The organism is uncultured Mobiluncus sp., from assembly GCF_947254095.1.
Classification (GTDB): domain Bacteria; phylum Actinomycetota; class Actinomycetes; order Actinomycetales; family Actinomycetaceae; genus Mobiluncus.
Genome location: NZ_CAMYBV010000024.1, coordinates 1 through 24,562 on the forward strand (window position 1 = coordinate 1; position 24,562 = coordinate 24,562).

Annotated in this window: 17 protein-coding genes; 13 read left to right on the plus strand and 4 right to left on the minus strand. The window is 58.9% G+C overall.

Going from position 1 to position 24,562, the window contains the following annotated elements; all coding sequences use genetic code 11:
- The first annotated feature begins 341 nt into the window (after window positions 1–341).
- The 12 genes from Q0X47_RS07745 to ilvD all read left to right on the plus strand — a co-directional run bounded on the left by Q0X47_RS07745 (window position 342) and on the right by ilvD (window position 16,375).
- Window positions 342–599 carry a type II toxin-antitoxin system RelB/DinJ family antitoxin gene (locus Q0X47_RS07745; RefSeq protein ID WP_282921199.1) on the plus strand — a complete coding sequence of 86 codons (258 nt, stop codon included), beginning with the start codon at window positions 342–344 and terminating at the stop codon, window positions 597–599.
- A gap of 239 nt (window positions 600–838) precedes the next feature.
- On the plus strand, window positions 839–5,107 hold the full coding sequence (locus Q0X47_RS07750; protein WP_297724711.1) for a cell wall-binding repeat-containing protein: 4,269 nt from the start codon (window positions 839–841) through the stop codon (window positions 5,105–5,107).
- 138 nt (window positions 5,108–5,245) lie between these two features.
- Window positions 5,246–6,028: a hypothetical protein gene (locus Q0X47_RS07755; protein ID WP_297724653.1), complete on the plus strand. Its 783-nt coding sequence runs from the start codon at window positions 5,246–5,248 to the stop codon at window positions 6,026–6,028.
- Window positions 6,025–7,167: a hypothetical protein gene (locus tag Q0X47_RS07760; protein WP_297724669.1), complete on the plus strand. Its 1,143-nt coding sequence runs from the start codon at window positions 6,025–6,027 to the stop codon at window positions 7,165–7,167. Before Q0X47_RS07755 ends, Q0X47_RS07760 begins: the two co-directional genes overlap by 4 nt.
- A gap of 176 nt (window positions 7,168–7,343) precedes the next feature.
- Window positions 7,344–8,381 carry a heat-inducible transcriptional repressor HrcA gene (hrcA, locus tag Q0X47_RS07765; protein ID WP_297724672.1) on the plus strand — a complete coding sequence of 346 codons (1,038 nt, stop codon included), beginning with the start codon at window positions 7,344–7,346 and terminating at the stop codon, window positions 8,379–8,381.
- Window positions 8,382–8,450: 69 nt separating this feature from the next.
- On the plus strand, window positions 8,451–9,572 hold the full coding sequence (dnaJ, locus tag Q0X47_RS07770; RefSeq protein WP_297724675.1) for a molecular chaperone DnaJ: 1,122 nt from the start codon (window positions 8,451–8,453) through the stop codon (window positions 9,570–9,572).
- Entirely contained in the window at window positions 9,569–10,471 is a 903-nt protein-coding gene (locus Q0X47_RS07775) for a 16S rRNA (uracil(1498)-N(3))-methyltransferase (RefSeq protein WP_297724678.1), read from the plus strand. The genes dnaJ and Q0X47_RS07775 overlap by 4 nt, the downstream gene beginning before the upstream one ends.
- Before the next feature lie 2 nt (window positions 10,472–10,473).
- Entirely contained in the window at window positions 10,474–11,484 is a 1,011-nt protein-coding gene (locus Q0X47_RS07780; RefSeq protein ID WP_297724681.1) for a PhoH family protein, read from the plus strand.
- A gap of 2 nt (window positions 11,485–11,486) precedes the next feature.
- On the plus strand, window positions 11,487–11,939 hold the full coding sequence (gene ybeY / locus Q0X47_RS07785) for an rRNA maturation RNase YbeY (RefSeq protein WP_297724684.1): 453 nt from the start codon (window positions 11,487–11,489) through the stop codon (window positions 11,937–11,939).
- A gap of 8 nt (window positions 11,940–11,947) precedes the next feature.
- The gene (locus Q0X47_RS07790) at window positions 11,948–13,228 is read left to right on the plus strand and encodes a hemolysin family protein (protein ID WP_297724687.1); all 1,281 of its coding nucleotides are present in this window, start codon (window positions 11,948–11,950) and stop codon (window positions 13,226–13,228) included.
- Between the two features lie 42 nt (window positions 13,229–13,270).
- Window positions 13,271–14,278, plus strand: coding sequence for a GTPase Era (gene era, locus Q0X47_RS07795; protein ID WP_297724690.1), 1,008 nt, complete (start codon window positions 13,271–13,273; stop codon window positions 14,276–14,278).
- A gap of 216 nt (window positions 14,279–14,494) precedes the next feature.
- Window positions 14,495–16,375, plus strand: coding sequence for a dihydroxy-acid dehydratase (gene ilvD / locus Q0X47_RS07800; protein ID WP_297724693.1), 1,881 nt, complete (start codon window positions 14,495–14,497; stop codon window positions 16,373–16,375).
- 22 nt (window positions 16,376–16,397) lie between these two features.
- Here the strand turns inward: ilvD and Q0X47_RS07805 are convergent, their stop codons facing one another.
- Both Q0X47_RS07805 and Q0X47_RS07810 read right to left on the minus strand, forming a co-directional pair.
- Complete coding sequence (locus Q0X47_RS07805) at window positions 16,398–17,456, minus strand: hypothetical protein (protein ID WP_297724696.1); 1,059 nt, start codon at window positions 17,454–17,456, stop codon at window positions 16,398–16,400.
- A 15-nt stretch (window positions 17,457–17,471) separates the two neighbouring features.
- Complete coding sequence (locus tag Q0X47_RS07810; protein ID WP_297724699.1) at window positions 17,472–20,336, minus strand: DivIVA domain-containing protein; 2,865 nt, start codon at window positions 20,334–20,336, stop codon at window positions 17,472–17,474.
- Between the two features lie 239 nt (window positions 20,337–20,575).
- Between Q0X47_RS07810 and Q0X47_RS07815 the strand changes: the two genes are divergently transcribed.
- Window positions 20,576–21,025 carry a ribose-5-phosphate isomerase gene (locus Q0X47_RS07815; protein WP_297724702.1) on the plus strand — a complete coding sequence of 150 codons (450 nt, stop codon included), beginning with the start codon at window positions 20,576–20,578 and terminating at the stop codon, window positions 21,023–21,025.
- 80 nt (window positions 21,026–21,105) lie between these two features.
- Here Q0X47_RS07815 and Q0X47_RS07820 read toward each other — a convergent pair whose 3' ends face one another.
- Together Q0X47_RS07820 and Q0X47_RS07825 are read right to left on the minus strand one after the other, a co-directional pair.
- Complete coding sequence (locus Q0X47_RS07820; protein ID WP_297724705.1) at window positions 21,106–23,889, minus strand: RNA helicase; 2,784 nt, start codon at window positions 23,887–23,889, stop codon at window positions 21,106–21,108.
- Window positions 23,889–24,562 (minus strand): fumarylacetoacetate hydrolase family protein (locus Q0X47_RS07825; RefSeq protein WP_297724708.1); only part of this gene is annotated, 674 nt, incomplete at its 5' end. The genes Q0X47_RS07820 and Q0X47_RS07825, both read right to left, overlap by 1 nt.

Consider the following 24,562-nt stretch of genomic DNA (forward strand, 5'->3'; position numbering starts at 1 on the left):
TTCCCCAAGTGTTATGTTAAGTGGGAAGTTCGGGTTAAGTACCAGGTGCAAAGGGCACTAAAAGCCGGTTTACGTGGTCTTATAGCGTCTGGCAGGGCGTGTCCTCCCGATTGCCCTCGCAACGTTCGGCGAAAAACTCTGGATAAAACTAGCGAAAAACTCTGTATAGAACTAGCGAAAAAATCTGTATGGCTAGGTCACGTACACTCGGGCGGATGGGGTGATGGTCGTTCCGCTTACGGCCCTGCGAAACTAAGCCCCGCGTGATTGCGAGACATAGCACAGATTCACGAGTGAATTAGTGGTGCATTAGTTGTATAATAGTGTGCGAGGTGAGTGCAATGGCTACAGCAAATGTGACGATTCGGATGGACGCGGAGTTGAAAGCGGCGATGGAAGAACTTTGCCGCGATCTAGGAATGAACATGACCACCGCATTTACGATTTTCGCAAAGAAAGCGACCGGGGAAAACCGCATCCCGTTCGAGGTCTCACGTCCCGACCCGTTTTATAGTGAGTCGAACCTGCGCAATCTGCGCGATGCAAAGTCTGCGCTGGATGCCGGTGAAGGCGTGGAACACAACCTGATTGAGGCGTGAAGTGCGTCTCACTTGCTTTGCAGCAATCTGAGCGCGGGGGAGGATTGTTCGGACATAGAGGTCAAGATTCAGTAAAGCGAAACAAAGAATTACGCGCAAACAGCCTTGCGACCTGCACTTTGAGGGACTGACCTGCAATTATGGAAAATCACTGGAAAAGGCTTAGTTTTCGCTGAAATAACGCCAAAAGGCTCACAATTGAAGGTGCCTTGACGAATACATAGCTTGAGCATTTGGATGTGCTTACCGGTTCCCAGACGTCAGGGGAAAACCGGGCTTTTCCATGGATGGATTATGAGGAGGCTATCGTGGAAACTCGCAGCCACGTTGGTAAGAAAATGCGCCGAGCCGGTCTGGTGTGCCTGTTCTCGGCTGGTTTAGCTTTTACAGGAATCGCCCCGGCAAACGCGCTGTCCGGCGAACCCGTGAACGCAGGGGACAACAGCCGTCCAGGTATCACGGCAGTGGCGCGGGTGGAAGTGCCGCATATGGCCAAGTACCGGGAAAAGGATGGCAATACATACAAAGAGACCGACGGTGCCGCCGTTGACATTTGCACTGGCGTGCTGCTTGACTCCCGCCACATCGCCACCATGAAGAGCTGTGTCACGAACGCGGACGGCAAGCCCTACGCATTCTCCACGTCCACCAAGGCGGGTCAACTGGCGTTGGGGACTGTGCCACCACCTCGCGTTACCTTCGGTTCCGAAGCAATCCCGGGCAAAGGTCCCCAGAACGTGTTTTGGATCTCTTCCGTTTCTTTCGACCCCAAGGCTGCCACCCAGGTGGTTATTGCCCGCTTGGATCGAGATGTTCCCGCCAACGTTGCCACTCCGGTGAAAGTGAAGGACAGTGGGGTCAACGGCAACATGAGCGGGGAAACCGGAACCATGTTTGGCTGGCGTCCCGAGGGCGGTATTCCTCGAATCGCCTATCAGGAAACCCGTTTGCCGATTACGAAACTGGTCAACGATACAGTGACGCAGCCGCGCTCGAAAGTGCAGCAGTGGAATCAATGGCGTGAGAGCCACCCGAGTTTCAAAGACGATAAGGACCTCGGCACGATTGCCTGGGATACCGTCCGCAAGGGGTGGGAAGACCCCGAAAAGATTGTGGTTTTGCCAGAAGATGCCGGCGCCCCGGTTATCAGCGCCGACGGCAAGACCCTGATTGGTATCCATGTCGGTTTGGGAATTATTTTGGATGCGCAGCAAACCGATTTCTCGGTTTTCCTGGACAAAACACGTCCCGCCAAGACAGAGGAGACCATGGTTCCCAACCCGGATTCCCCCTCAGCTCCGGGCGAAGCCCTGAAGAGTATTCAGCAGTCGCTGTGCACAAATGGTGCTAAGCACTCGATTAACCAAGAAAACGGTATGGACGGTCGGACAGTGTCTGTGACCTGGGGTGAGCTCAAAACTGAGACCAGCAACTCCGGCGTGGGTATTGAAAAGAAATTCAAAGATAACCCCTCTTATACAGACATAAACAATAAAGAGTTTAAGAAAACAGATTTGAACCTTGGCCCGGTTGTGGTTGGTGAACCGCGCAGCCTCATTGAAAAGATTTCTGCCGCTGGCTGTAAAACCCCAGATTCCGGCTCTATTGCCGACCAAGTCCTGCAAGCTCAAAAGGACTACGAGAAGATTGATGGTTTGTTTAAAGCCCGCAAGGAAGATGAGAAAACTGCCCAAGAGGACAAGGACCGTTACGACGACGCAATCCGGGAGCTGGAAGAAATAAAGACCCAGCTGGGGGTGTATAACAACCCCAATGCCATATCTGACTTCCAGACCTATCACAACTATGCCGGGCTGCCGAAGTGGGTTCGAGAAGGCATCAAATACCAAAAACCAGACGACAATAAGAAGTTTTGTACTGATGACGAGCGGGCAGTAGACCCCAGTGTATGCCGTGAACAGGTTACTCTGGTTCAGTCATTTGCCGATGTTCCCAGAGACGACCCAGAGGCGGGTCAGAAGCTCAAGAGATGGTACGACGACGCAACCGATGTCGTGGAGCTGAAGTTAAAGCGTTTGCACAACGACCAAGCTCAGAAAACTACCGCCTTGGAAGAAGCCACCAAGAAAGTCTCGAATGCTCAGATGAACCAGTCATGGGCAAGTAAAGTGCTGGAACTGGCACAACAGGCTCAGACTGAAGCCGACAACTTGGCGACCAACTCTTCCGGAAACGGTATTGAGGATAAGTGGCAGTCGGAAGTGAAAAACCGGAATGCGGCCTTTGTCGATGCTTATGTGACCTGGGCTGACGATTACTTTAACGCCCAAAAGGACGCGGCAGACAAGGCGAAAGCGGTAAAGACCCAGGAAGAGAAGGTTGCCGCTGCCCAAAAGGCTTTGGATGACGCAAACGCCTTGCCCGATACGGATCCGAATAAAAAAGAGGCCGCTATAGCGCAAGCCACGGATAAGTTGAATTCCGAGAAGGCAACTCGGGACGCAAAAAATACGGAATACACCGCCGCGTCAAAGACCGTAGCCACACTAGCGGCAAAGAAACCCAATCATAAAGATGAGAAGTATCAGCCGAAGATTCAAAAGCTGAGCGGAAAACTAGCTGAAGTCGCTCAGCAGATGCCGAACTACAAGCTGAATGCCATCAACGCGCGCTGGACCATTGCGGCATTGATCAAGGGTATGGACGGCTCTGACCTGGTCGATCCTTCTGAGAAAGATAAGATTGCCGCGCAGATTGGCGGCTACTACGACCGTGCCGTGGGGGCGCGCCCCGACATTATGCGCCGCCAGATTCAGGTTGGCGATATGCTGACCAAGGCGCGCAATGCGTTGGCGACGGCTCCCGAATCAATGAAGCCGCAGCTAAAGATTCTGGTCAGCGACTTGGAGCGCCACGCCTCTCGGTTGGATAACGCGGCCGATACCGTCAACGGCGCTATCGACGAGCTGAAGGCTCTGTGGGAGAGCGCACGGCGGGCGACTTCCATTGACGAGGCCAAGAAATTCCTGTTGCAGGCACAGACCTCCCTGGGGACGGTTGACGACCCAATCGATACCTCCCAGAAGGCTTTGGAAGATGCCAAGGGCACCCAAACCGCCATTGAGGCTCTGCTTTCCGGCAAGTCCTTTGAGGATGTCGTGAATGAAAAGAACATGACGCCGGAGCAAAAGGCCAAGAAAGCTGCCGAAGAGGCCAAAGCCAAGGAAGAGGCTCTGCGCAAGAAGCTGGAAGAAGAGCTAAAGAAGAAGTACAAGATTGGGCAGGATGGCAAGACCATAAAGGACCCGAAGCAGCAGGCTGCCGAAGAAAAGAAGGCTCAGGCTGAGAGGGACAAGAAAGCTAAGGCGGACGAAAAGCGCCTAGCCAAGGCTCTGTCCAAGAATACTCTGCGTGCTGAGGGTAGCAACCGGGTGCTGACCGCGATTGCGGCTTGGAAAATCGGCCAATTCCCGGGGGATTCCATCGTACTGGTCGACGGGAATGTGGCTGCTGACGGTTTGTCCTCCACGCCGTTTGCCGCTGGGATGCACGCCCCGATTCTGTTGACCACTTGGAAGACCGGTTTGGAGCCCTCTGTCATGGACCAAATCAAGGCTTCGGGTAAGAAGAACCTTTACTTGGTGGGCGGTCAGGTACCGATGACTCCCTACGACGAGTTCGAACTGCGCGATGCCGGGGTTAACATCACCCGTATCGCCGGACCGGACCGTTTCAATACCGCGGTGGCGGTTAACCGTGCCACGGAGCCTCTCATCGGGGCTGCCCCGCAAAAGCCGCTGAACCTGTTTATCGCCGATGGTGTCGGTTTCCCGGATGCACTGGTCGCGGGTGCCGCCGCAGGCCGGTCAGGTGCGCTAATGCTGTTGAGCAAGGGCAATATCTTGGATCCCGCCACCTACAGCTATATCTCGGAGCTGGGTCAGACCCGTCCGCTGCAGATTACTGCGGTCGGTGGTCCGGCAGTGCATGCGGTGCAAAACACGCCGTGGCCCACGACTATGTCGGTGAATATTAAACCGATTATGGGCAAGGATCGCTACGAAACGGCGGCAGCTTTGGCGGCATCGCAGCCCGGAACCACGGCTGCCGTCCTGGTGAACGGTGAGAAGTTCCCTGACGCCCTTTCCGGCGGCGCGTTGGCAGCTGACCAAAATGCAGCAATGATTTTGACTCGTGCCAAGGAATTACCGGAACCGTCCTACCAGGCACTGCGCCGTCATGGTTCGGAAAAGACCATAGTAGTGGGCGGTCCGGGCGCGGTTAGCCCGAAAGTCGCCGAGCTGGTCAACGGTGCAAAGCTGAACAATGACGCCTCGAAGCTGGTGGAAGGCACCCTAGCAGAGTCCGCCGCCCTGGAAGCGCAAACTAAGGCTGCCGAAGAAAAGGCTAAGCAAGACGCTTTGAACCAGGTCAAGGGCATGATGACTGACACTGGTTCCATGAAGAATGTCCTGAACCAGCTTGGCTTCACACCCGAGTCCATCAAACAGTTGGCTGCGGCGTTGAACCAGCCGGCTACGAAATAAACAAGACCTATAACTTAATAGGGAGCTGAAGGGCGACGGAGTGCGAGAACGTCGCCCTTCGGTGTTTTATCCGTTCAATAGTCTCCCCGGTCACCTTAAATCCCAAAGTTACGTTACTTTTGCGGATAAAATCAAAAGGTGACTAATGAGGACAGGGCTGTGGATGCTCCGATTGCGGTCGAGGAAACCGCAACCCCGAAACCGCCCATGTGGCAGCGCGCCGCGGGACTGGTCATGGTGCTGATTTCTGCCTTGCTGGCTCTGAGCGCTATGCTGCATGGCGCCGGTCGCATAGCGGTGCTGGGTTTGGGCGGCCTGAAATTGCCGATGTCCTCGAAATGGGTTAGCTTCGAAGGCGACCCCGCCAAAACTTTGACTCTGGCTGCCGAACAGTGGAGCGGCATCCTGTCAGTCTGGGCGACGTATCTGGCACTGGTCGTGGCGCTTATCGCCTGGGGTCTTCCGCGCCTTGGTCGCCCCGAAGAACGCACCAGCCTCCAGTTATTAATCAGTGATACAGCAACGACGCTTTTTGCTCTCGTTGCCACAGCCGTTACCGTCGTATCAGTTCCCAACACTGCGACCCAACCCATGATGGTTATCGGCGTACCTCTGGTGGTGGCGGTTATTCCCGCATTTCTGGGATGCTTGGGCATCCTAGTTGTGGCTATCCGCGCCCTCGTCGCGTCCATAAAGGTATTCCTTGCTGAACAAGACGCCAGCCCCAAGAAACCGAAATCCGCAAAGCCAGCCAAAGCTGCCAAACCAGCCCAAACCCCGAAACCAGCCAAGGCGAAGAGGACGACCAAACCGACCGGGAAACCTATTGCGTCCGGCCCCCAAAAAGTGAGGATCAACGCGGCAGGCAAGGTGCAGCCGGTAGCCCCGCCCAAACCCAAAGGTAAGGGGGGCGCAAAATGAGCGGAATCATTGTGGCCATTGTGGCTATCCTGGTGGCGGCGCTCCTGTTGGCGATTCGGGTGCCGATTATGTTTGCCATTGGGTTGCCGGCGTTGGTGGGTGTAGCCATCGAGATTGGACCGTCCACGCTTGCCACGACCGGGCTTATTGAGCTGGTTGGCCCCTTTAATCGTTTCTCGTTTGCGGGACTGATTGTGTGGTGCACCATCGCCGGTGTGCTGCTGGAATCAGGGCTGATGGAGAAATATCTGACGGCCTTGCATATCCTGTTCGGGCGCAAGGTCACTGAGGAACGTCGCGTTGCCTGGGCCGGATCTGTGCACGGTCTGGCGCTGACGACCGTGTCCCTGCTGATTGTTACGGGCGGATTCGCGCTGGTGGATGACCACTACCTGTTGTTACAGATGTTGGTGCTGATTGTTGTGCTCGCCGTGGTAGCGGGGCTGTTGTCGGTGACCTCAGCGCCGCGCATCAGCCAGATGACCTTGAAACAGATGAAGTCCAAAGATGGGGAAGCCTGGAAACAGACCGCCGAAGTTACCGCAGAGGTTGCTGAGGACGGCTCCACACGCCGGTCAACGTCCCGGGCAAATGCGGCGGTTACGTTGATTGTTCCCGCGGTTTTGGCGGTCGTTTCAATAGCCTTTGTGATTGCCTCGCCGGTCGGGTTGGCGGATCTGGGAGGGCTGGTTTGGGTCATTGTGATGGTTACCGCAGTTACCACCCGTGGGGCAAAATGGCTTGCCGATGCGGGTTTGCAGGCGATTCTTAACATTGCCTACGTGGCTTCGACGGCTATAGCAGCCTGGTGGATGGGGGATCTGATTCTGCGTTCCGGAATCATTCCCAAGGGCACAGTGTCCGGGATGAGCGGCATCATTTGGCTGTTGGTTGGGGCGGCGGTGTTGTCTGTAGTGGTGGGGACGGTACTTGGTTCCGAAGCTGGTGCCGTTTTCGCGGTGACCTTGTTGGCGCCCTTCGTGTCCATTACGATTGATTCGACAGTTCAGGCTCAGGTCGCCTACATGATCATCACCAGCTTGTTGGTTGGTTCCGCCGTAGTGGGCGGCGTTTTCGCTCGTTTCCTGCCCCCGCGAACCATGCCTTGGCCCTTGACTGTCTCTCCTGTGCACGAGTGAGGTCGGTCTGGACCCGCGTAAAGTCTACGTTTGATGTGATTAGTCAGTCTGCCGGGTTCCGCGGTGGGAGTTTTGCGCCGAAGCGGGTAAGATTAGCAATCGGAGGCTGTGAGTGCTAACGCGAGTTAGGCAGCCAACCGTGGTGCTGACTCAAGGAAAAAGGTACAGGAGGAACGATGGCAGACAAGGCGGCGGATCGGCGTCTGGGAGTGCTGCGAGCCATCGTTTCCGACTACGTCGAAACTCAAGAACCAGTCGGGTCAAAGTCCCTGGTCGAGCGGCACTCGCTGGGGGTTTCCGCCGCGACCATTCGCAACGACATGGCCCAGCTGGAGGAAGAAGGGCTAATCCGCCAGCCCCACACTTCTGCCGGACGTATTCCCACCGACAAGGGCTACCGCTACTTCGTGGACCAAATCGAGGCTATCAAGCCGCTTTCGGCCCCCGAGAGAAAGGCCATCACCGAATTCTTCACCTCCGCGGTGGGGTTGGAGGACGTGATGGAGCGCACGGTGCGTCTTTTGGCGCAGATGACGCATCAGACGGCAGTAGTGGAGTTCCCGGCGTTCAACCCGTCCGGGTTGCGTCACCTGGAACTGGTGCGTTTGGGGGCGGGACCGGACTGCAAAGTGCTGGCTATCATTATTTCCGAAACCGGGCGGGTGGACCAGATTCTGGTGAACCTGCCCCACGAAGTCAGCGAGACTGACCTCAGCACCATCGGCACCCCGCTCGCTGCCGTGTTTTCCCGATCGGACACCCCCGCTCAACAGGCGGCTTTGCAAGAATGGCTGGCCACCGTGAGCAATCAAGCCTTGCGGGAAAACGCCACCATCTTGGCGCAAAATATCGCCGCGGCTCTGGAACAAGGCGCGATCGAGACGCGGATAGTCATGGCGGGAATGGCGAACCTGTCACGTTCCGGCGCGTTCAGCGAAACCCTGACCGCCCTGGTGGAGGCGTTGGAAGAACAGGTTGTGCTGCTGAAATTGTTCGGTGAGATGCGCGAGGCCGAACCGGTAAACGTGATTATCGGTGAGGAATCCGGCCACGAGGTGTTGAAAGAAACTGCCATCGTGTCCTCCAGCTACGCTCCGGCCGGTGCCGGTCAGGCTCATGTGGGGGTCATCGGGCCAACTCGCATGGACTATCCCGGCTCGATGAGTTCGGTGCGGGCGGTGGCGAGGTACCTGTCACGAATCTTAAGCCAGTAAAACCAGAGCCGCCCGGGCAGCGACCGGGAGACTCGGCCAGACAAATGAGACAAATAGGAAAGAAAAACTTTGAGCGACTACTATGAAACCCTCGGTGTGAGCCGTAACGCCACGCAGGACGAAATTAAGAACGCCTACCGAAAGTTGGCGCGCAAACTGCACCCTGACGTGGCTGGTCCTGAACACGAGGAAGAATTCAAAGAAGTCAGTGCCGCCTACGACGTGTTGGGCAACCCCGAGAAGCGCCAGCAATATGACCTGGGTGGTTCCGGGTTCGGTGCGGGCGGATTCAGCGGATTCAACGGGGCGAACGCTGCCGGATTTGGATTTGCCGACATCCTCAACGAATTCTTTAATGCCGCCTCATCGACCAGCGGCCCCACTCCGCGCGGCGGACGCGGCCAAGACATTCTGACCACGATTGACGTGGAACTGAAAGACGTCACATTCGGCACCGAGCGGGAAATTAAGATTAACACCTTCGTGAAGTGCAAGACCTGCAAAGGCAGCTGCTGTGCGGTGGGGACCCGCCCGAAAACCTGTTCTACCTGTGGCGGGACTGGTTCCGTGCAACGCATGGCGCGGTCTTTCCTGGGTCAGGTCATGACGACCGCCCCGTGTGGGAACTGTAAGGGCCACGGCACCATCATCGAACGCCCTTGTGCGGATTGCTCCGGGGAAGGCCGGGTGCGCGCCACCCGCAACATCAAGGTAGAGATCCCCACCGGGGTGGAAAACGGGACGCGCATTCGCCTGTCCGGCGAGGGTGAGGCCGGACCTGCCGGAGGCGCGGCTGGTGACTTGTACGTCGAGATTCACGAGCTGCCCCACGAAGTCCTGCAGCGGCGCGGCGACGACCTGCACACGTCCTTGCGAATTCCCATGACCGCGGCGGCGCTGGGGATGGAGTTTTCCCTGGAAACCCTCGACGGAACTAAGAAAATCAATGTCGAAGCCGGGTCACAGCCCGAGTCAGTCATCATTATGAAGGGCCTGGGGGTCGGTCGGCTGCACCGCCAGGGACGCGGCGACCTGTATGTTCACCTGAATATTGAGGTTCCCACCGGCCTGGATCGACGTCAGCGCGAGCTGCTCAGCGAACTGGCGCGACTGCGTGGCGAGGAGTCCCCGGCTCCCACCGACAGTTCCTCTGGCAATACTGGCGGGGCGCACCGTAAGGGTCGGCCATGACCCGGCAAGCGTTTTGGTTTTCCGGTGAAACCGCGGGGGAAACGGGCGGGTCTCTAGCCGCGAATTTTACGGGTTTGGACGGCTATCGCGAGGGCGAGGAAGTCTCCATAGTCGGTGCGGAGGCTCATCATGCCACGGTCAAGCGACTGCGGTTGGGTGAGGTCGTTGATGTGGTCGACGGGTTGGGTCGGCGCGCCGGAGCGGAAGTCGTCGCGGCGGGGAACTCGGGGTTGCGGCTGCGGCTCATTGAGGACGCGGTGTCGGACCCGGAACCGACCTTGCGCATCACCCTGATTCAAGCGTTAGCCAAAGAAAAACGCGATATGCAGGCGCTGGAATCCGCGGCTGAAATGGGGGTGTGGCGGGTGATCCCCTGGGGGGCCACGCGCTCGGTGTCACGCTGGGATACCGTGCCCAAGCGTGCCAAAGGCCGGGAAAAGTGGCGCAACCTGGTGGTTTCCGCGATGAAGCAGTCGCGTCAGGCCCGGCTGGCAGAAGTGTCAGAGTACCTGGAAAGCGGCGTGGATATTTCCCCGGGACAGCACGGGTCAGAAGCGCGGTGGGCCCGGCCGGTCGTGAAAACGGTTTTCTCCGAGGTGGAGGCGCTGGTGAAGGGTGGGGCGGTAGTTTTCGTCCTGCACGAGGTCGCCGAGGAACACTTGGCGGATCTGCTGGTTCCCCTGGCGCAGCCGGAGCAAACTCCGGAGGACATTGTGGTCATTGTGGGACCGGAGGGCGGTATCACGGTTCCCGAGCTGGCGGCTTTCGTAGAGGCCGGAGCGCGTCCAGCGCTGCTGGGGCCGACTGTGTTGCGCTGTTCCTCTGCCGGTCCCGCCGCCCTGGCTGTCATTCAATCCCGACTGGGCTCTTGGCGGGGAACGCCCGTGGAGAGTAGGTGACCATGGCTCAGAAACGAGCTGTTGTTGAGGTTCCTGACGAAATCCCGATGATTGAAGTCCTCGGGGTAAACGACGCTAACCTGCACAGCTGGGAAAACGACTTCCCCACGCTCAACTTTTGGGTGGCCGGGAACCAGATTTTCATTCAAGGCCCTGACGCCGACCTGGAGCCTGCCACTCGGTTGGTGCGGGCGCTGTTCACCAAACCGCACATCGAAAAACAAAATATACTGGATTATGGTTTACAAATGAACCGGCGCGCCCCCGGCCCTCGCGCGCTGTCGGAGCCGCCCACCCGGGCTACTGACGCCCGGTATCGGGCGGTGTTCGTCAGCCGTGAAAAAGTCATCCGTCCCCAAACGGAGGGCCAAGCCTGGTATGTGAACGACATCAACTCCCACACCATCACTTTTGGCATCGGGCCGGCCGGAACCGGAAAAACCTACCTCGCGATGGCTCGTGCCGTAAAAGCACTGCTGGAAGGGGAAGTGACCCGACTCATCTTGACTCGTCCGGCCGTCGAGGCGGGGGAAACCCTGGGGTTCTTGCCCGGCACTTTGACCGACAAAATCGACCCTTACCTGCGGCCTCTCTACGACGCCCTGCGTGAAATGCTCGATACCGGCACCATTAGCCGCATGATGAGTGACGGCACCATCGAAGTCGCCGCCTTGGCGTATATGCGCGGACGTACTTTGAACGGCAGTTTCATCATTCTCGACGAGGCGCAAAACACCACGAGCGAACAGATGAAGATGTTCCTGACCCGCCTGGGCTTTGGCTCCAAGATGGTCGTGACCGGCGACATCACTCAGATAGACCTGCCGTCACGCCAGCCGTCCGGGCTGAAACAGGTCAGCGAAATCCTCAGCGATGTGCCCGACATCGCGTTTAGCTATTTGAGTGCAGCCGATGTGGTGCGTCACTCGCTGGTTGGGGAAATCATCAACGCTTATGACACCTACGAAAGCCAAACCGTATCGCGCAGCCCCCAGGGCTATGGAAGGGAATAACCATGAGTGTGGAAATCAATAACGAAACCGCGTGGGAACTGGAGATGAGTGAGTTCGTTGACCTGGTGTCCTATTGCCTGGAACAGCTCTATGTGTCTCCCGCCGCCGAGGTCAACATTATGTTTGTGGATATTAAAACCATGACTGACCTGCACGTAAAGTGGATGGATTTGCCCGGTCCCACCGATGTTTTGAGCTTTCCGATGGACGAGCTGACGCCGGGGCGCGAGGGAATGCCCAGTGAAGCTGGGGTGTTGGGGGATATCGTGCTCTGCCCTGACGTTGCCGCCGAACAGGCACGCGACGCCGGTCATGCCCCTATTGAAGAAATGCTGCTGCTGACGGTACATGGATTGTTGCACCTGCTGGGATTCGATCACGCGGAGCCGGAAGAAGAAAAAACCATGTTTACCCTGCAGCGCAAACTGCTGCTGAACTTCCTGGCGAATCGATAGGGGCTAGTATGCACTTTTCCGAAGTGGCCGGTGCAGTCCTGACTCTCATCGCGACAGTATCTTTTGGGCTGGCGGTTCCGCTGAGCCTGGGGGAGGGCGCCGTGTCGCGGCTGAGTGTCGCCTCGGCGGAAGATTTGGTCGAAGAAGGAGCAAAACATGCTCGGAAGATCTCGCAGCTAGCCGAAAATCGCCGTCTGGTGCTCGCCAGCTTGCGTGCTTGCCGTACTTTCGTGACGACCGCGGCGGTGGGGTGCGGGGCATTGCTGGCGTCCCGACTGCCTCTCAGCTGGTGGCTGGTGGCGATTTTGGTCGTCGCTGTGGGGACGTTATTGCTGGTAGTTTTGACTTTGCCGTGGAATCGGTTGGGGCGGCGCTACCCGAATACGACAGTGCGCTACCTAGCGCCGTTCGTGGTGGCGGCGTGGAATGCAGGTAAGCCCTTCGGGCTGCTGTTGCGCACCGCGCGGGGCCCGTCCAGTCAGACTGACCAGGAAGCTCGTGATGAGGTTGCTGAGGACCTGCGCGAAATGGTTGATCAGATGGGGGAGCCTGACACCATCGAGGACGCCGACCGAGAGATGATTTGGTCCGTTTTCGAAATGGGACGCACCCTGGTGCGCGAAGTCATGGTGCCGCGCGTGGACATGGTCACGATCGAGTCCGAAAAGACTCTGGACAAGGCGTTGACTTTATTCGTTCGTTCCAGCTATTCCCGCGTGCCCGTCATCGGCGATGATACTGATGACATCCGCGGAATCTTATACCTAAAAGATGTATTACGTCGTGTCAACTCGGATCCCGCGTCGCGAGAGATGACCGCGGGCCAGGCCATGCGCGAAGCCAAGTTCATTCCGGAAACAAACCTGGTCGACGACACCTTGCGCGACATGCAGCAAAACAGCTACCACATGGCGGTGCTGGTGGACGAGTACGGCCTCATTGCCGGGCTGGTCACCCTGGAGGACCTGGTCGAGGAGGTCATCGGGGAAGTCTCGGATGAACACGACCACGCCGAGAAGGAACCTGAGCCGCAGCCCGATGGCAGCTGGATCGTCCCCGCACGGTTTCCTCTGGTCGACCTCAACGATTTGCTGGACACCGAGATTGACGACGAGGACGTGGACACCGTGGGTGGCCTGTTGACGAAAGCAGTCGGAGTAGTGCCGCTGGTGGGGGCATTTGCATCGGTGGAGGGACTGGAGCTGCGTGCGGTAGAGGCAGAAGGGCGGCGCCGCCAGGTTTCCGCCATCTCGGTCCGGGTGGTCCCTCCGATGCTCGATGAAGATTAGCGGTCGCGGATAGAACCTTCGAAACACAGTAGGATTTGCACAATGGATAACGTGAATTTTCCGGATTTGGATGCGTTGGATGCCGCGGGCGACGACGGGTCGCCATACTTGGCGGCGGGGTCGGCGGGGCTGTTCGCCCGCGATTGGCCCGAGGACTTTCGTGCCGGGTTCGCCGCCGTCATCGGGCGGCCCAATGTGGGCAAGTCCACCTTGATAAACGCGATGGTGGGGCGCAAGATCGCCATTACTTCGGCTCGGCCCGAGACGACGCGCCGGGTCGTGCGCGGGATTGTGCATCGTCCTGATTTTCAGCTCATTTTGGTGGACACTCCTGGCATTCACCGACCGCGCACCCTGCTGGGGCAGCGGCTGAACGACATGGTGGAGGACGCTTTTTCCGAAGTTGACGTGGCGGTCTTTTGCGTTCCTGCCGATCAACCCATTGGGCCAGGCGACCGGCGCATTGTGGACACCCAAGTGAAAACCGCGCACTTCCCAGCTATTGCGGTCGTCACCAAAACTGACGTGGCCACCCGCGAACAGGTCGCCGAGCAGCTCTTGGCTGTTTCCCAGCTGCACGACTTTGCTGAAATCGTGCCGATTTCAGCCCGGCAAGGCACGCAGGTGCAAACGCTGATTGACCTGCTGGGCCAGCGCTTGCCGCTGTCTCCGCCGCTGTACCCGCGCGACCAGGTCACCGACGAGGACGACACGGCCATGATTTCCGAGCTGATTCGGGAAGCTGCCCTGGAAAGCCTCAGCCAGGAACTGCCCCACTCCCTCGCGGTGCAGGTGGAGGAGATTATCAAGCAGCCGAGACGTTCCGGTGACGGGGAAATCTGGAAGATTCACGTCAACCTGTTTGTGGAACGCGACAGTCAAAAGGCCATCGTCATCGGGCGCAAGGGTAGCCGGCTCAAAGAAATCGGTACTCAGGCCCGCCCCGAGATTGAAGCCCTAGTGGGGCATCGGGTGTACTTGGATTTGCACGTGCGCACTGCCAAAGAATGGCAGCGCAATCCAAAAATGCTGAATCGTTTGGGTTTCTGAGGCGAACGCATCGGCCCACGCGAGGACTCGCGGGTCGCTGCGCTGATGCCATGCTCTGAGCGGTCAAAAGCACTTCTATACTATATATCGGTATATTTATTTTACCCCGGCAGCAGCGTCACCCCAGCGCACCTGCATTATGCTGTTTTCGTCGAATGCGCGGCGGATTATTACAATAGCTTTTGAGTATTTATAAAACTCTTAAAGGAGAAAACCATGACACGCAAACTTAATAGTGCAACGTCTACCACCGGGCGGAATATGGCGGGCGCCCGCTCCTTGTGGCGCGCTACCGGCATGAACGATGACGATTTTGGCAAGCCGATTGTAGCTATTGCGAACTCCTTTACTGAGTTTGTCCCTGGTCATATTCACCTGCGAGAGGTTGCGAAGGTCGTGTCCGATGCGGTGCGTCAGGCTGGGGGAGTCCCGCGCGAGTTCAACACGATTGCCGTTGATGACGGGATTGCGATGGGGCACGGCGGCATGCTCTATTCCCTGCCCAGCCGTGAAATTATCACCGACTCGGTGGAATACATGGTGCGCGCCCACACCGCTGACGCCCTGGTGTGCATCTCTAACTGCGACAAAATCACTCCCGGAATGCTCAACGCCGCGCTGAAACTCAACATTCCCACCGTGTTTGTCTCGGGCGGTCCGATGGAAGCCGGCAAAGGCATTCCCGCCGCTGACATTGTCGGACCGTCAAAAGGGGGGCGGGGCAACCTCATAACCGTGATGAACGCCACCGCCAACGACGACATCGACGACGCGGAACTGCAGCGAGTCGAGGAACTCTCTTGTCCGACCTGCGGATCCTGTTCGGGAATGTTCACCGCGAACTCGATGAACTGCCTGACCGAGGCGCTGGGCCTGGCACTGCCAGGTAACGGCTCCACCTTGGCTACCCACGTGGCTCGGCGCGGACTCTTTGAACGTGCCGGCCAGCTGGTGGTGGCACTGGCAAAGCGTTACTACGATGATGAGGACGATTCCGTGCTGCCGCGCACCATCGCGACCCGGGAGGCTTTCGCCAACGCGATGAGCTTGGATATGGCGATGGGCGGCTCCTCGAATACGGTGCTGCACCTGCTGGCGGCCGCCCAAGCTGCCGAACTCGACTTTACGCTGGCGGACATCGCCCAGATTGGACGCACCGTGCCGACCCTGGCGAAAGTCGCCCCTAACCACAACGACTATCACATGGAGGACGTCCACCGGGCCGGGGGAGTACCGGCGCTGCTGGGTGAACTCGACCGTGCCGGACTGTTGAACCGAAACGTGCATTCCGTGTGCTACCCCGACCTGGCTACCTGGCTGGCGGACTGGGACGTGCGTGGGGGCTCGCCCAGTACGGAGGCTCTCGACCTGTTTCACGCCGCGCCCGGCAATCAGCGCACTACCCACGCCTTTTCCGCCACCGCCCGCTTTGACACGCTGGACACGGACGCGGCGGCGGGCTGTATTCGCGACGTAGCGCATGCCTACGTGGCGAAAGGCGGGCTGACCGTGCTGCGTGGAAACCTCGCTCCTGACGGCGCCATCGTGAAAGCGGCCGGCATTGACCCCGAACTGTTCCACTTCGAAGGCCGCGCTATCGTGATGGAATCCCAGGAAGAAGCCGTAGAAAAAATCCTCGACAAGACCGTGCAGGCCGGGGACGTGGTCGTGATTCGTTACGAAGGCCCCGCGGGCGGACCGGGGATGCAAGAGATGCTCTATCCCACGTCTTTCCTGAAAGGGCGGGGCTTGGGCAAAACCTGCGCGCTCATCACCGACGGACGATTTTCCGGCGGTACTTCCGGGATTTCTATCGGTCACATTTCCCCCGAGGCGGCCGCGGGTGGGCTGATTGGCCTGATTGCGGACGGGGACAAAATCATCATCGACGTAAACCGCGAGGAGCTGACCCTGGACGTACCGGATGATGAAATCGAGCGGCGCCGCGCGGCGATGGAGGCAAGCCCGCACCCCTGGCAGCCGCACCGCGACCGGGAAGTTTCTGACGCCCTCAAACTCTACGGCGCCACCGCCCTTTCAGCCGACAAAGGGGCAGCTCGTGACGTGAAAGGACTGCTGGAAAAACTTGGGCTCTAACACGGGTTTCGGAATTGAAAATCTAGCCTAGGGCGGCGATAAGCTGGTTTAATACGCTGATACCGCCGTCAAAAGAGCCGGCTTGAGCGGCTATAGCTAGAGGCACCCGTTTACCTTCACTGTCTTGGTACCAGCCCATTTGGCGCACCAGGTAGCCTCCGTTTACCCCCGGTCCCCAACCGCCCTTGAAGGTGGCACCGGGAAGCCTTCCCATTCCCCAGTGTTGGTCACTGCTAACTTGCCCCATATTGGACACCACCGGACTCGAACCGTCCAAACAGGGCAGTTTCATCATGAACCCCACCTGGGACGCGGTGGTCCAGGGAGTTTGCCCGAAAATCGTGAACCCGGAACGCAGCCGAGCGGAAGGGACTGTAGTCGAGTTGTCCCCGGTCTGACGTAAAACTTGAGTGACGGCCTGAGCCCGAGCGGCATCACTTGTGCCCAAGGACTGCCACAGCGTCTCGGCAGCACCGTTATCTGATTGGCGCAAAGCCGCCGAAATCGAGCCGGCCAGGGCTCCCGCCTTCCCGGCCTGGGACACCGCCACAGAAACCGGAACTTTTGAGGTCGACCACGCGACCCAGGCCTGCCCAGAACCGGCGGTTTCAATCTTTCTAGCGTCCGGGTCAAACCAAGACACGGATATGGTAGCTCCCGTGTCTCGGCCGACTTTTTCAAATGTCGCTCGCAAATCCTTGCTGCTGAGCTGCCCATCCGTGGGGGACGTCAGCTCCACGCCATCACAAGCGCGAGGCGACGAGGCTGGCTGGGACTGGGTGACAGGAGATTCGCTGGGATTCGCCCCCGTAGGCGAGCCGGACGCAGAACCGCGCGGAGTTTTTTTCTGGGAACTAGCGTCTGACTTGGCAGAATCCCCTGGCCGCTGAGAGGTGAGAGCCGGACTGGGCGAGTTCTGAGGCTGGTGAGATAGTTGGCCGACCGCCACGAACACTGCCCCCACCGCCAAACCCCCTGCCAGCAGGGTTACCACCAGAGTCACCAAGACACGCCGCACACGGCGCCGCTTCTCGCCGGCGACATCGTAGTAAGGATTATTGTGTTTCGGAGTATGGGACATCAGACTGGCAAAATCTTAGATACGCGGAATGGTCAGATGCACCCCGTCAAAGTCCGAGGAAGCCGAGGTCACCGGGACTTCGCGTCCATCCGAGAGACGCACGAAGACCTGATCGTCCGCCCCGAGGGGCCGCGACGTGGCTACTGTCACCAGGTAACCCGTGGTAATCGACTTCCGGCGCTGCTGGGCTTCGAGTTTCGCAATCGAAGCCGGCTTGGCCCGCGGACCGCCCTCGTCAAGGGCACCGTACACGGACGTGAAAGTATCCAAATTCGACCGATACCCAGCCAAGAAGTGTGGAATAAAACGTCCGTCCGGATCGACCTCAGCCAAAGGCTCTTCGCCTTGCAGCATGGGCCGAGGGTTGGAATCCTCCGGGAAAATCGGGGCCGGCTGAGCTTTCGCGGATTCATTATCCCCAGATTGGGTATCGACCATCGGGATATCCGGCGCCGCCTCAGGTACCGATGCGGCATTCTGCGCCGCCAGTTCTTCCAGCCGTGACGCCGAAAGATGTTCCGTGGCTGTTTCTGCAGGGGCCGGCTCGCTCGGCGCTGTCTCGGCCGGAGTCGGCTCACTCGGCGCGCTCGCGGTGGGAATTTCGGTTGGCGGGACTGTGGCGTTACTGCGGGTAGGTGTCATCAGCACTTCCGGCACGTCGGCCAGTTTCGGCTCCGGTTGTGCCTGGGGAGTGGCCTGTTCATGCTCGAGTTTATCGCGAATTTGTCCCAAATCCATCCCCACTCCGGGGGTCGGCAGCGGAGGAGCCACCACATCGGTCAGCGGGGCTTTCGGAGGCTCACCCGGCATGCCGTAATCCGGAGGAGTCGCGCCCAAATCGTTGACCGGGGTGGGGGACGTCTCTAACTGGCTCATTTCTGCCGTTTCCAGCTTTGGCATCTGGAAAGTCGAAAGGTTGGGCTCGGCGGGTTGGGCAGGGGTGGCTGGAGCCTCGCTGAACGGCTCCGGCTGTTCCATCGCGGGTTCTGCCGGCGTTTCCGTACCAGGAGCTGGATAGACTGGAACGGGTTCATTGGTCGAGAAGTCCGGTACGGCGGGCTGTTCGAAATTCGACGGTTGCGGTGTACCGCCCCATTCGTTAGGCGTCAAGCCCTCTGGCTGATAGGGGTTCGGGACCTGCCAGGAACCAGCGGGAGCACCGGGTTGCTCCGGCATCCCATACGGTAGCGGGGTAGCCGCGGGTGATTCCGGTGCCGCATAAGGGGGTGGCGTCAAGTCGGCGTAGGACTGGCCTGTCGACTCGGGGAAAGACTCCGGGGAATAGTAACCGGCAGACTCCGCGGGAGCGGGGGACGCCGGGGTTTCTTCCGTGGTGGTGGGAGCATAAAAATCTGCCTGTAAAGCCGCGGAATCAGCCTGCGTATCGGTCAAATCTGCCGGCAAGGGGGAGGAATCGTCCAAGGTGATTTCTTCTGGATAATCATCGTCCAAGGATTCTTCCAGGTCATAGGACTTTTCCTGGTCATCGTCGAAACTGGAATCGTAATCCGGAACCGTTTCCGCGGGGGACGCCTCATATCCTCCCGGGTATCCTGCCTGTTCATAGCCCTGAGCATACTCAGACATGGTTGCGTTCGGAGTTGGGGCTCCCAAGGGCGCGGCGGGAGTGACCGGCATCACCATCGTGGTGTCGTCCGGGATATAGGCCTGGTTTTCTCCCTCAGCCTGCGGCGTATATCCGTAGCCCTCCAGGGTCGCCATGCCGTAGGGTGAGCCGTACTCGGTCTGGGGAGGATAGCCCGGATATTGACCGGCATTTTCTTGATAATCCGCGGGGTTAACGGCCATCGGCTGACCGTAAGCGTCATAACCGTAGGACTGGTAAGGGTCGTATCCGGCTTCGGGATACGGTTGAGCAGCTGCCGCGTCAGTACCTTCCGGCTGCTGGGCAGTTTCGGGGTATTGCGGAACTTCGCCCCATTCGTCGCCAGCCTCCGGGATAGCGTCGACCGGGGCAGTTTCGGCGCTGGACACGATAGCCGGTTCTGCCACAGCCTCGGGGCCGGCCAGAGCCTCACTGGCAGCATCCTGGTCGGCACCGCCCTCGACAGGGGACGTAGCCGCCTCCTGAGCCGGCGTCTCGGGGGCAGCCGACACCGGCGAGTTGAGCGGAGGAAAGCTCGGGGAACCGATAGCACCTGTCGCACCAAAATCACTGTTCTCAGGCGAGCCAGCCTCGTAATCGGTGAACACCGCTTGTTCGAAAGAAACCGGCTGAACTGCGGGAATTGATCCGGTGGGAGTACCCAGAACGGAAGAACGCACCGCGGAATCCTCGCTGGGCGCAGGTTCGGCCTCGGCAAGAACAGACGGGGCGGAACCCGCGGTTTCTGGCGCGTTTTCCTCGACCGGAGCCGCGGTCGGAGTCTCTGCCGGTGCCTCGGTCGAAAGTTCAATCGGGGTTACGGTTTCCTCGCCAGCGGGCATGCCGTCGCTGGGCAGCTCGCCAGAGGCGGCGGCTTGTTCGGCGGCCTCGGCTTCCAGCGCTGCCCCGTCCACCTGTAATACCTGGTAGCGCTGGTCTGAAGGGGGGATGCCGTACAGCTTTTCGTATGCCTCCAAAGTGGCGGCGACCTGATCCAAGTAGTCGTCCACGGCGTCTTGGTCGTAGCCTACGCGCATCCGGGTGTAGTCGAAATCGACCTCGCGCACATCTCGGCCGCGGACCGTGATATAAGCCAAATCCACCTCGGCTTCGGGCGCGGCATTTAGCGCTTCGTAATAGGAAAGGACGCGAACCACCTCATCGAGGTAGTCGTCAATCTGATTCTGGTCGTACCCATCGCGGAACTTTGTCGCAGGGAACTGAGCCGAAAAGATATCTTCACTGGTCAGCAGCTGCGGGGCATCCTCGCTCATGTGCCGGTCCTTTCCATTCTGCATCTTCAGCAGCGCAGTCTGCCGCTCTGAAAGAGAGTCTGGCTTTGCGCATACATACTTCAATAGGGAATTTTACCTGGAGTTGTGGGAAATCGTTGGCGATTAGGGAGTTTGGGGACGAATTGGACAGTTTTACGACACGCCAAAAGATTCTCGGTAGGATATAAATGTTCTTGGCTGTGCCCGGGCGGGCCAGATTCGACACGAGAGGAAGAACTATGCGCGTACACATCGGTACCGACCACGCTGGATTCGAGTTAAAACAGCACTTGGTTACGTGGCTGCGGGAACGCGGCTATGAAGTTGTCGACCACGGACCTGCCGCCTATGACCCTAATGACGACTACCCGGGCTTCTGCATCGCCTGTGCCCAGGGCGTGATGGAGGATGCGGGTTCTTTGGGAATCGTGCTGGGTGGCTCGGGCAACGGCGAACAAATCGCCGCTAACAAGGTCAAAGGTATTCGCGCGGCGTTGGCGTGGAACGAAGACACCGCGAGCCTCGCCCGTCTGCATAACAATGCCAACGTGATTTCCCTGGGCGCCCGCCAGCATTCGGTTGAGGAATGCGAACGTTTTGTAGAAGTGTTCCTAACCACGGAATTTTCCGGCGAAGAGCGTCATTCTCGGCGCATCGGTCAGCTTAGCGATTACGAAAACCAGCGCTAATTTAGGAGCTAGTTCCGCTTTTCCCCCGAGTCCGGCCCTTTTCTAGGGCAGGTTCGGCGCTTGCGGCGCTATCAACGCGTTCAAAGCCGTTCCCACAGCCCCAGGGGTAGCCAAATCGGGTGAAACGCCTCGTTGGAGGCTTCGGGATCCAACAGCGCGTAAAAACCAAAGTCCAGGTCGCCCTCTCCATCGACGATGGTCAGCTCTGCCAGCCAGAGATTTTCCGGAATAGCCTCGGGCGAGATGCCGGCACCGGCGGGCAGGTCAGCCTCGGTGGGTTGGGTGATGACGTGGAAATTGCGCTGGTGGCGGGCTTCCCCGACCGTTTCCATGAAGTCGTGGGCATCCCAGTAGGCGCCGAGTTGTTTGTCCCAGCCCGCTTCGGTAATCGGGGGGATTTCCGCCAGCAGTCGGGACACTCTGCCCTGGTCAGAGCGCAGTTTCGTTTCCATTGCGGTAAGCCGCTCGAACTCGTCCCCGCCCAGCATATCGAGCCAGCTGAACAGTTCCCGGTGCAGTTCGGTGCCGAGTTTGGCGGGGTTGAGGCGGTAGTCAAAAGTTCCGTCCGCTCGCTCGCCAAAAGCCAGCTCGGTTTCGTCCTGCCCGCCAGCTGAGGTGGTGCCGTCCAGGTTTGCCGTTTTGCGCAGTTGTGGGTTTTCCAGGAATTTCCATTCATCCAACAGGGAGGAGTCGACCTTGTCGATGGTGTCGTTGAGCCAATCCAGCACTTCGATAAAGCGTTCGGTTTTCAGGGGTTCGGGCACAATCTGGGTCAGCGCGCGCCACGCATCGGACAGGTAGCGCAGCAAGACCCCCTCGGAAAACTCGATTTTCAAGCTGGCCTCAAAAGCCTGGAAAGTCTGACCCGTTTCCACCATCTCGCGGATGACGGATTTCGGGGAAATGAAGTATCCGCGCGCCCACGGGTTCGCTTTCTGATAGGTCGCAAAGGCGGCTTCCAGCTCCTGGCTCAAAGGCTTAGGGTAAGTCGTCCGCTCCAAGGCATTTTGCCGTTCGTCATAGTCCGCCCCGCTCGCTTTCAGTTCTGCAAAGACCCGGTCTTTGGCGGCGCGTTCCTGGGCACGCAAGATGGCATTGGGATCGTCTAAAACGGACTCCACCACAGAAATAACATCGAGAGTGTCCCCGAACGCGCCCCCGGCAGCGGGCGTATCCGCGCTGGGAGAGCCCGTGTGGTCCGTAAACGCCTGCAAATAGTCCAGGGCAAACGGCGCCAAGTCCTGATTCAGGGCGAAAGTCTCGGGTAGGTCCGCCGTCAAAGTCCAATTCCCGTGCTGCGAGCCGCCCGACCCGGTGCCAGAATCAGCGCTGGCACCGTGTGCAAGCTGCCTCCCGGAAATGACCCCGGAGTCCGCTAGGGATTCCAAGATGTGTTGCAGGGTGTCGGCAAAGGGATTGCGATCCTTCGCCGGTCCGGTGGCGCGTAGCACGTTGTGGTTGCGGTACACCAAAGTGTTGAGGTTTTCGGCCTGGTCGCCGGGCCTTTGCAAGGTGTTCAGCACCATCGCGTGCGTAATCTTCCACCGCGGCACCATCGCTTCGGGAGCGCTTTGCGCCAGACGGTTGAACGTCCCTTCCGTCCAGGACGTGCGGCCTTCCGGCGCTTTCTTTTTCTTGATTTTCTCAAGTTTCTTCGCGTCCCCGTCCGCGCGAGCGAGCGCGATAGCGTTGTCAATTTCCCACTCCGGGGCTTGTGCCACCACGTACCCCACGGTGTCAAACCCGGCACGGCCCGCCCGTCCTGCAACCTGGTGGAACTCACGAGAATTCAGGTGACGTTCCTTGTTCCCATCAAACTTCACCAGGGAGGTCATGACGACGGTGCGGATGGGGACGTTGATGCCGACCCCGAGGGTGTCGGTTCCGGAAATGACTCGCAAAAGGCCGGCCTGTGCGAGTTTTTCGACCAGCCTGCGGTAGCGGGGCAGCATTCCCGCGTGGTGAATCCCGATGCCTTTCAGCAGCAATGGTTTCAAGGTTTTCCCAAAAGAGGAATGGAACTGTACGGTGTTTACCTGGTCTTTTAGCTGGGCGGCAGTGTCGGGGTCCAGACCCAAGCGCAAATCGAGGTTGGCGATTCGTTCGGCTTCTTCCACCGCGGCGCGTTGGCTGGGGTGCACCACGTAGGCCGGCAGTCGGTCTTGATTAGCCAGTCCCTGCAGGATTTTCTCCAGAGGCTCGGCCGCGTAGGACATTTCTAGCGGCACGGGACGCTTCGCGGAATCGAGGATCGCGACTTCACGCCCGGTGACTTCCCACAGGTTCTTTGCAAACCACGAGGTATCCCCCAAAGTGGCGCTCATCAGCACAAACCGAGTTTTCGTCAGAGTCAGCAGGGGAGCCTGCCACGCCCAGCCACGCTCCGGGTCAGCATAGTAGTGAAACTCGTCCATCACCACGGTGTCGACGTTGAGGTCGTCGCCCCAGCGCAGCGCCTGATTTGCGAGGATTTCCGCCGTAGCACAGATAATCGGCGCATCGGCGTTGACCGAACCGTCGCCCGTAACCATACCCACGTTGGCGGCGCCAAACAGATCCACCAGGTCAAAGAACTTCTCGCTGACCAGCGCCTTTAAAGGTGCGGTGTAATAGGAAACGCCGCCCCGGGCTAGTGACCACAAAATCGCGGCCACCCCAATCAGCGACTTGCCCGAGCCGGTGGGAGTGGGAGCGATGAGGTGTTTATCCTCCAGAATCAGGCGCTCGGCAGCCTCCTGCTGATGAGGATAAAGCGGGCGACCGGTAGACTCGGCCCATTCCTGAAACGCCAGCAGAACCTCGACAGGGTCCGTGAGCGCGCCGCGATCCTCCAGGTCGTCCAGCAGTTGATTGAGAGCCTCCATCAGCGGCGCACCGGGTTGCTGAGTTGTCCCAAGCCCTCGATTTCGCAGGTCACAGTGCAGCCTTCGGTGAGCGGGCCGACTCCGGCGGGGGTGCCGGTGAGGATGACGTCACCGGGCAGCAGGGTCATGGCTTGGGAAATGTAAGTCACCAGTTCGCCCACCGGGTGCATCATGTTGGCAGTCGTGTCGTCTTGGCGCGCCTCGCCGTCCACTTCGCTGCGAATGCGCAGATTTTGCACCTCGAGGTCAGGATTGACGGTAATCCAGGGTCCGAGCGGGCAAGCGGTGTCAAACCCTTTGGCGCGCGTCCACTGTTTATCGGCTTTCTGGGCGTCGCGAGCGGAAACGTCATTGCCGATGGTGTAGCCGAACACGTAGTCTTTCCAGTTTTTGGGGTCAATGTCTTTCGCGACGTGCTTGATGACCACGCCGAGTTCTACTTCGTGATCGACATGGTTGGACCACTTCGGCAGGACAATCGGCGCGCCGGGGCCAATGACCGAGGTATTGGGTTTGATGAACAGAATCGGGGCATCAGGCACCGCCGAGCCGAATTCACGGATGTGTTCCAGGTAGTTTTTTCCCACGCACACGACTTTCGAAGCGGGAATCACCGGTGCGACCAGGCGCACGTCCGCCAGTTGCAGGATTTGACCGGTGGGGGTGATTTTGT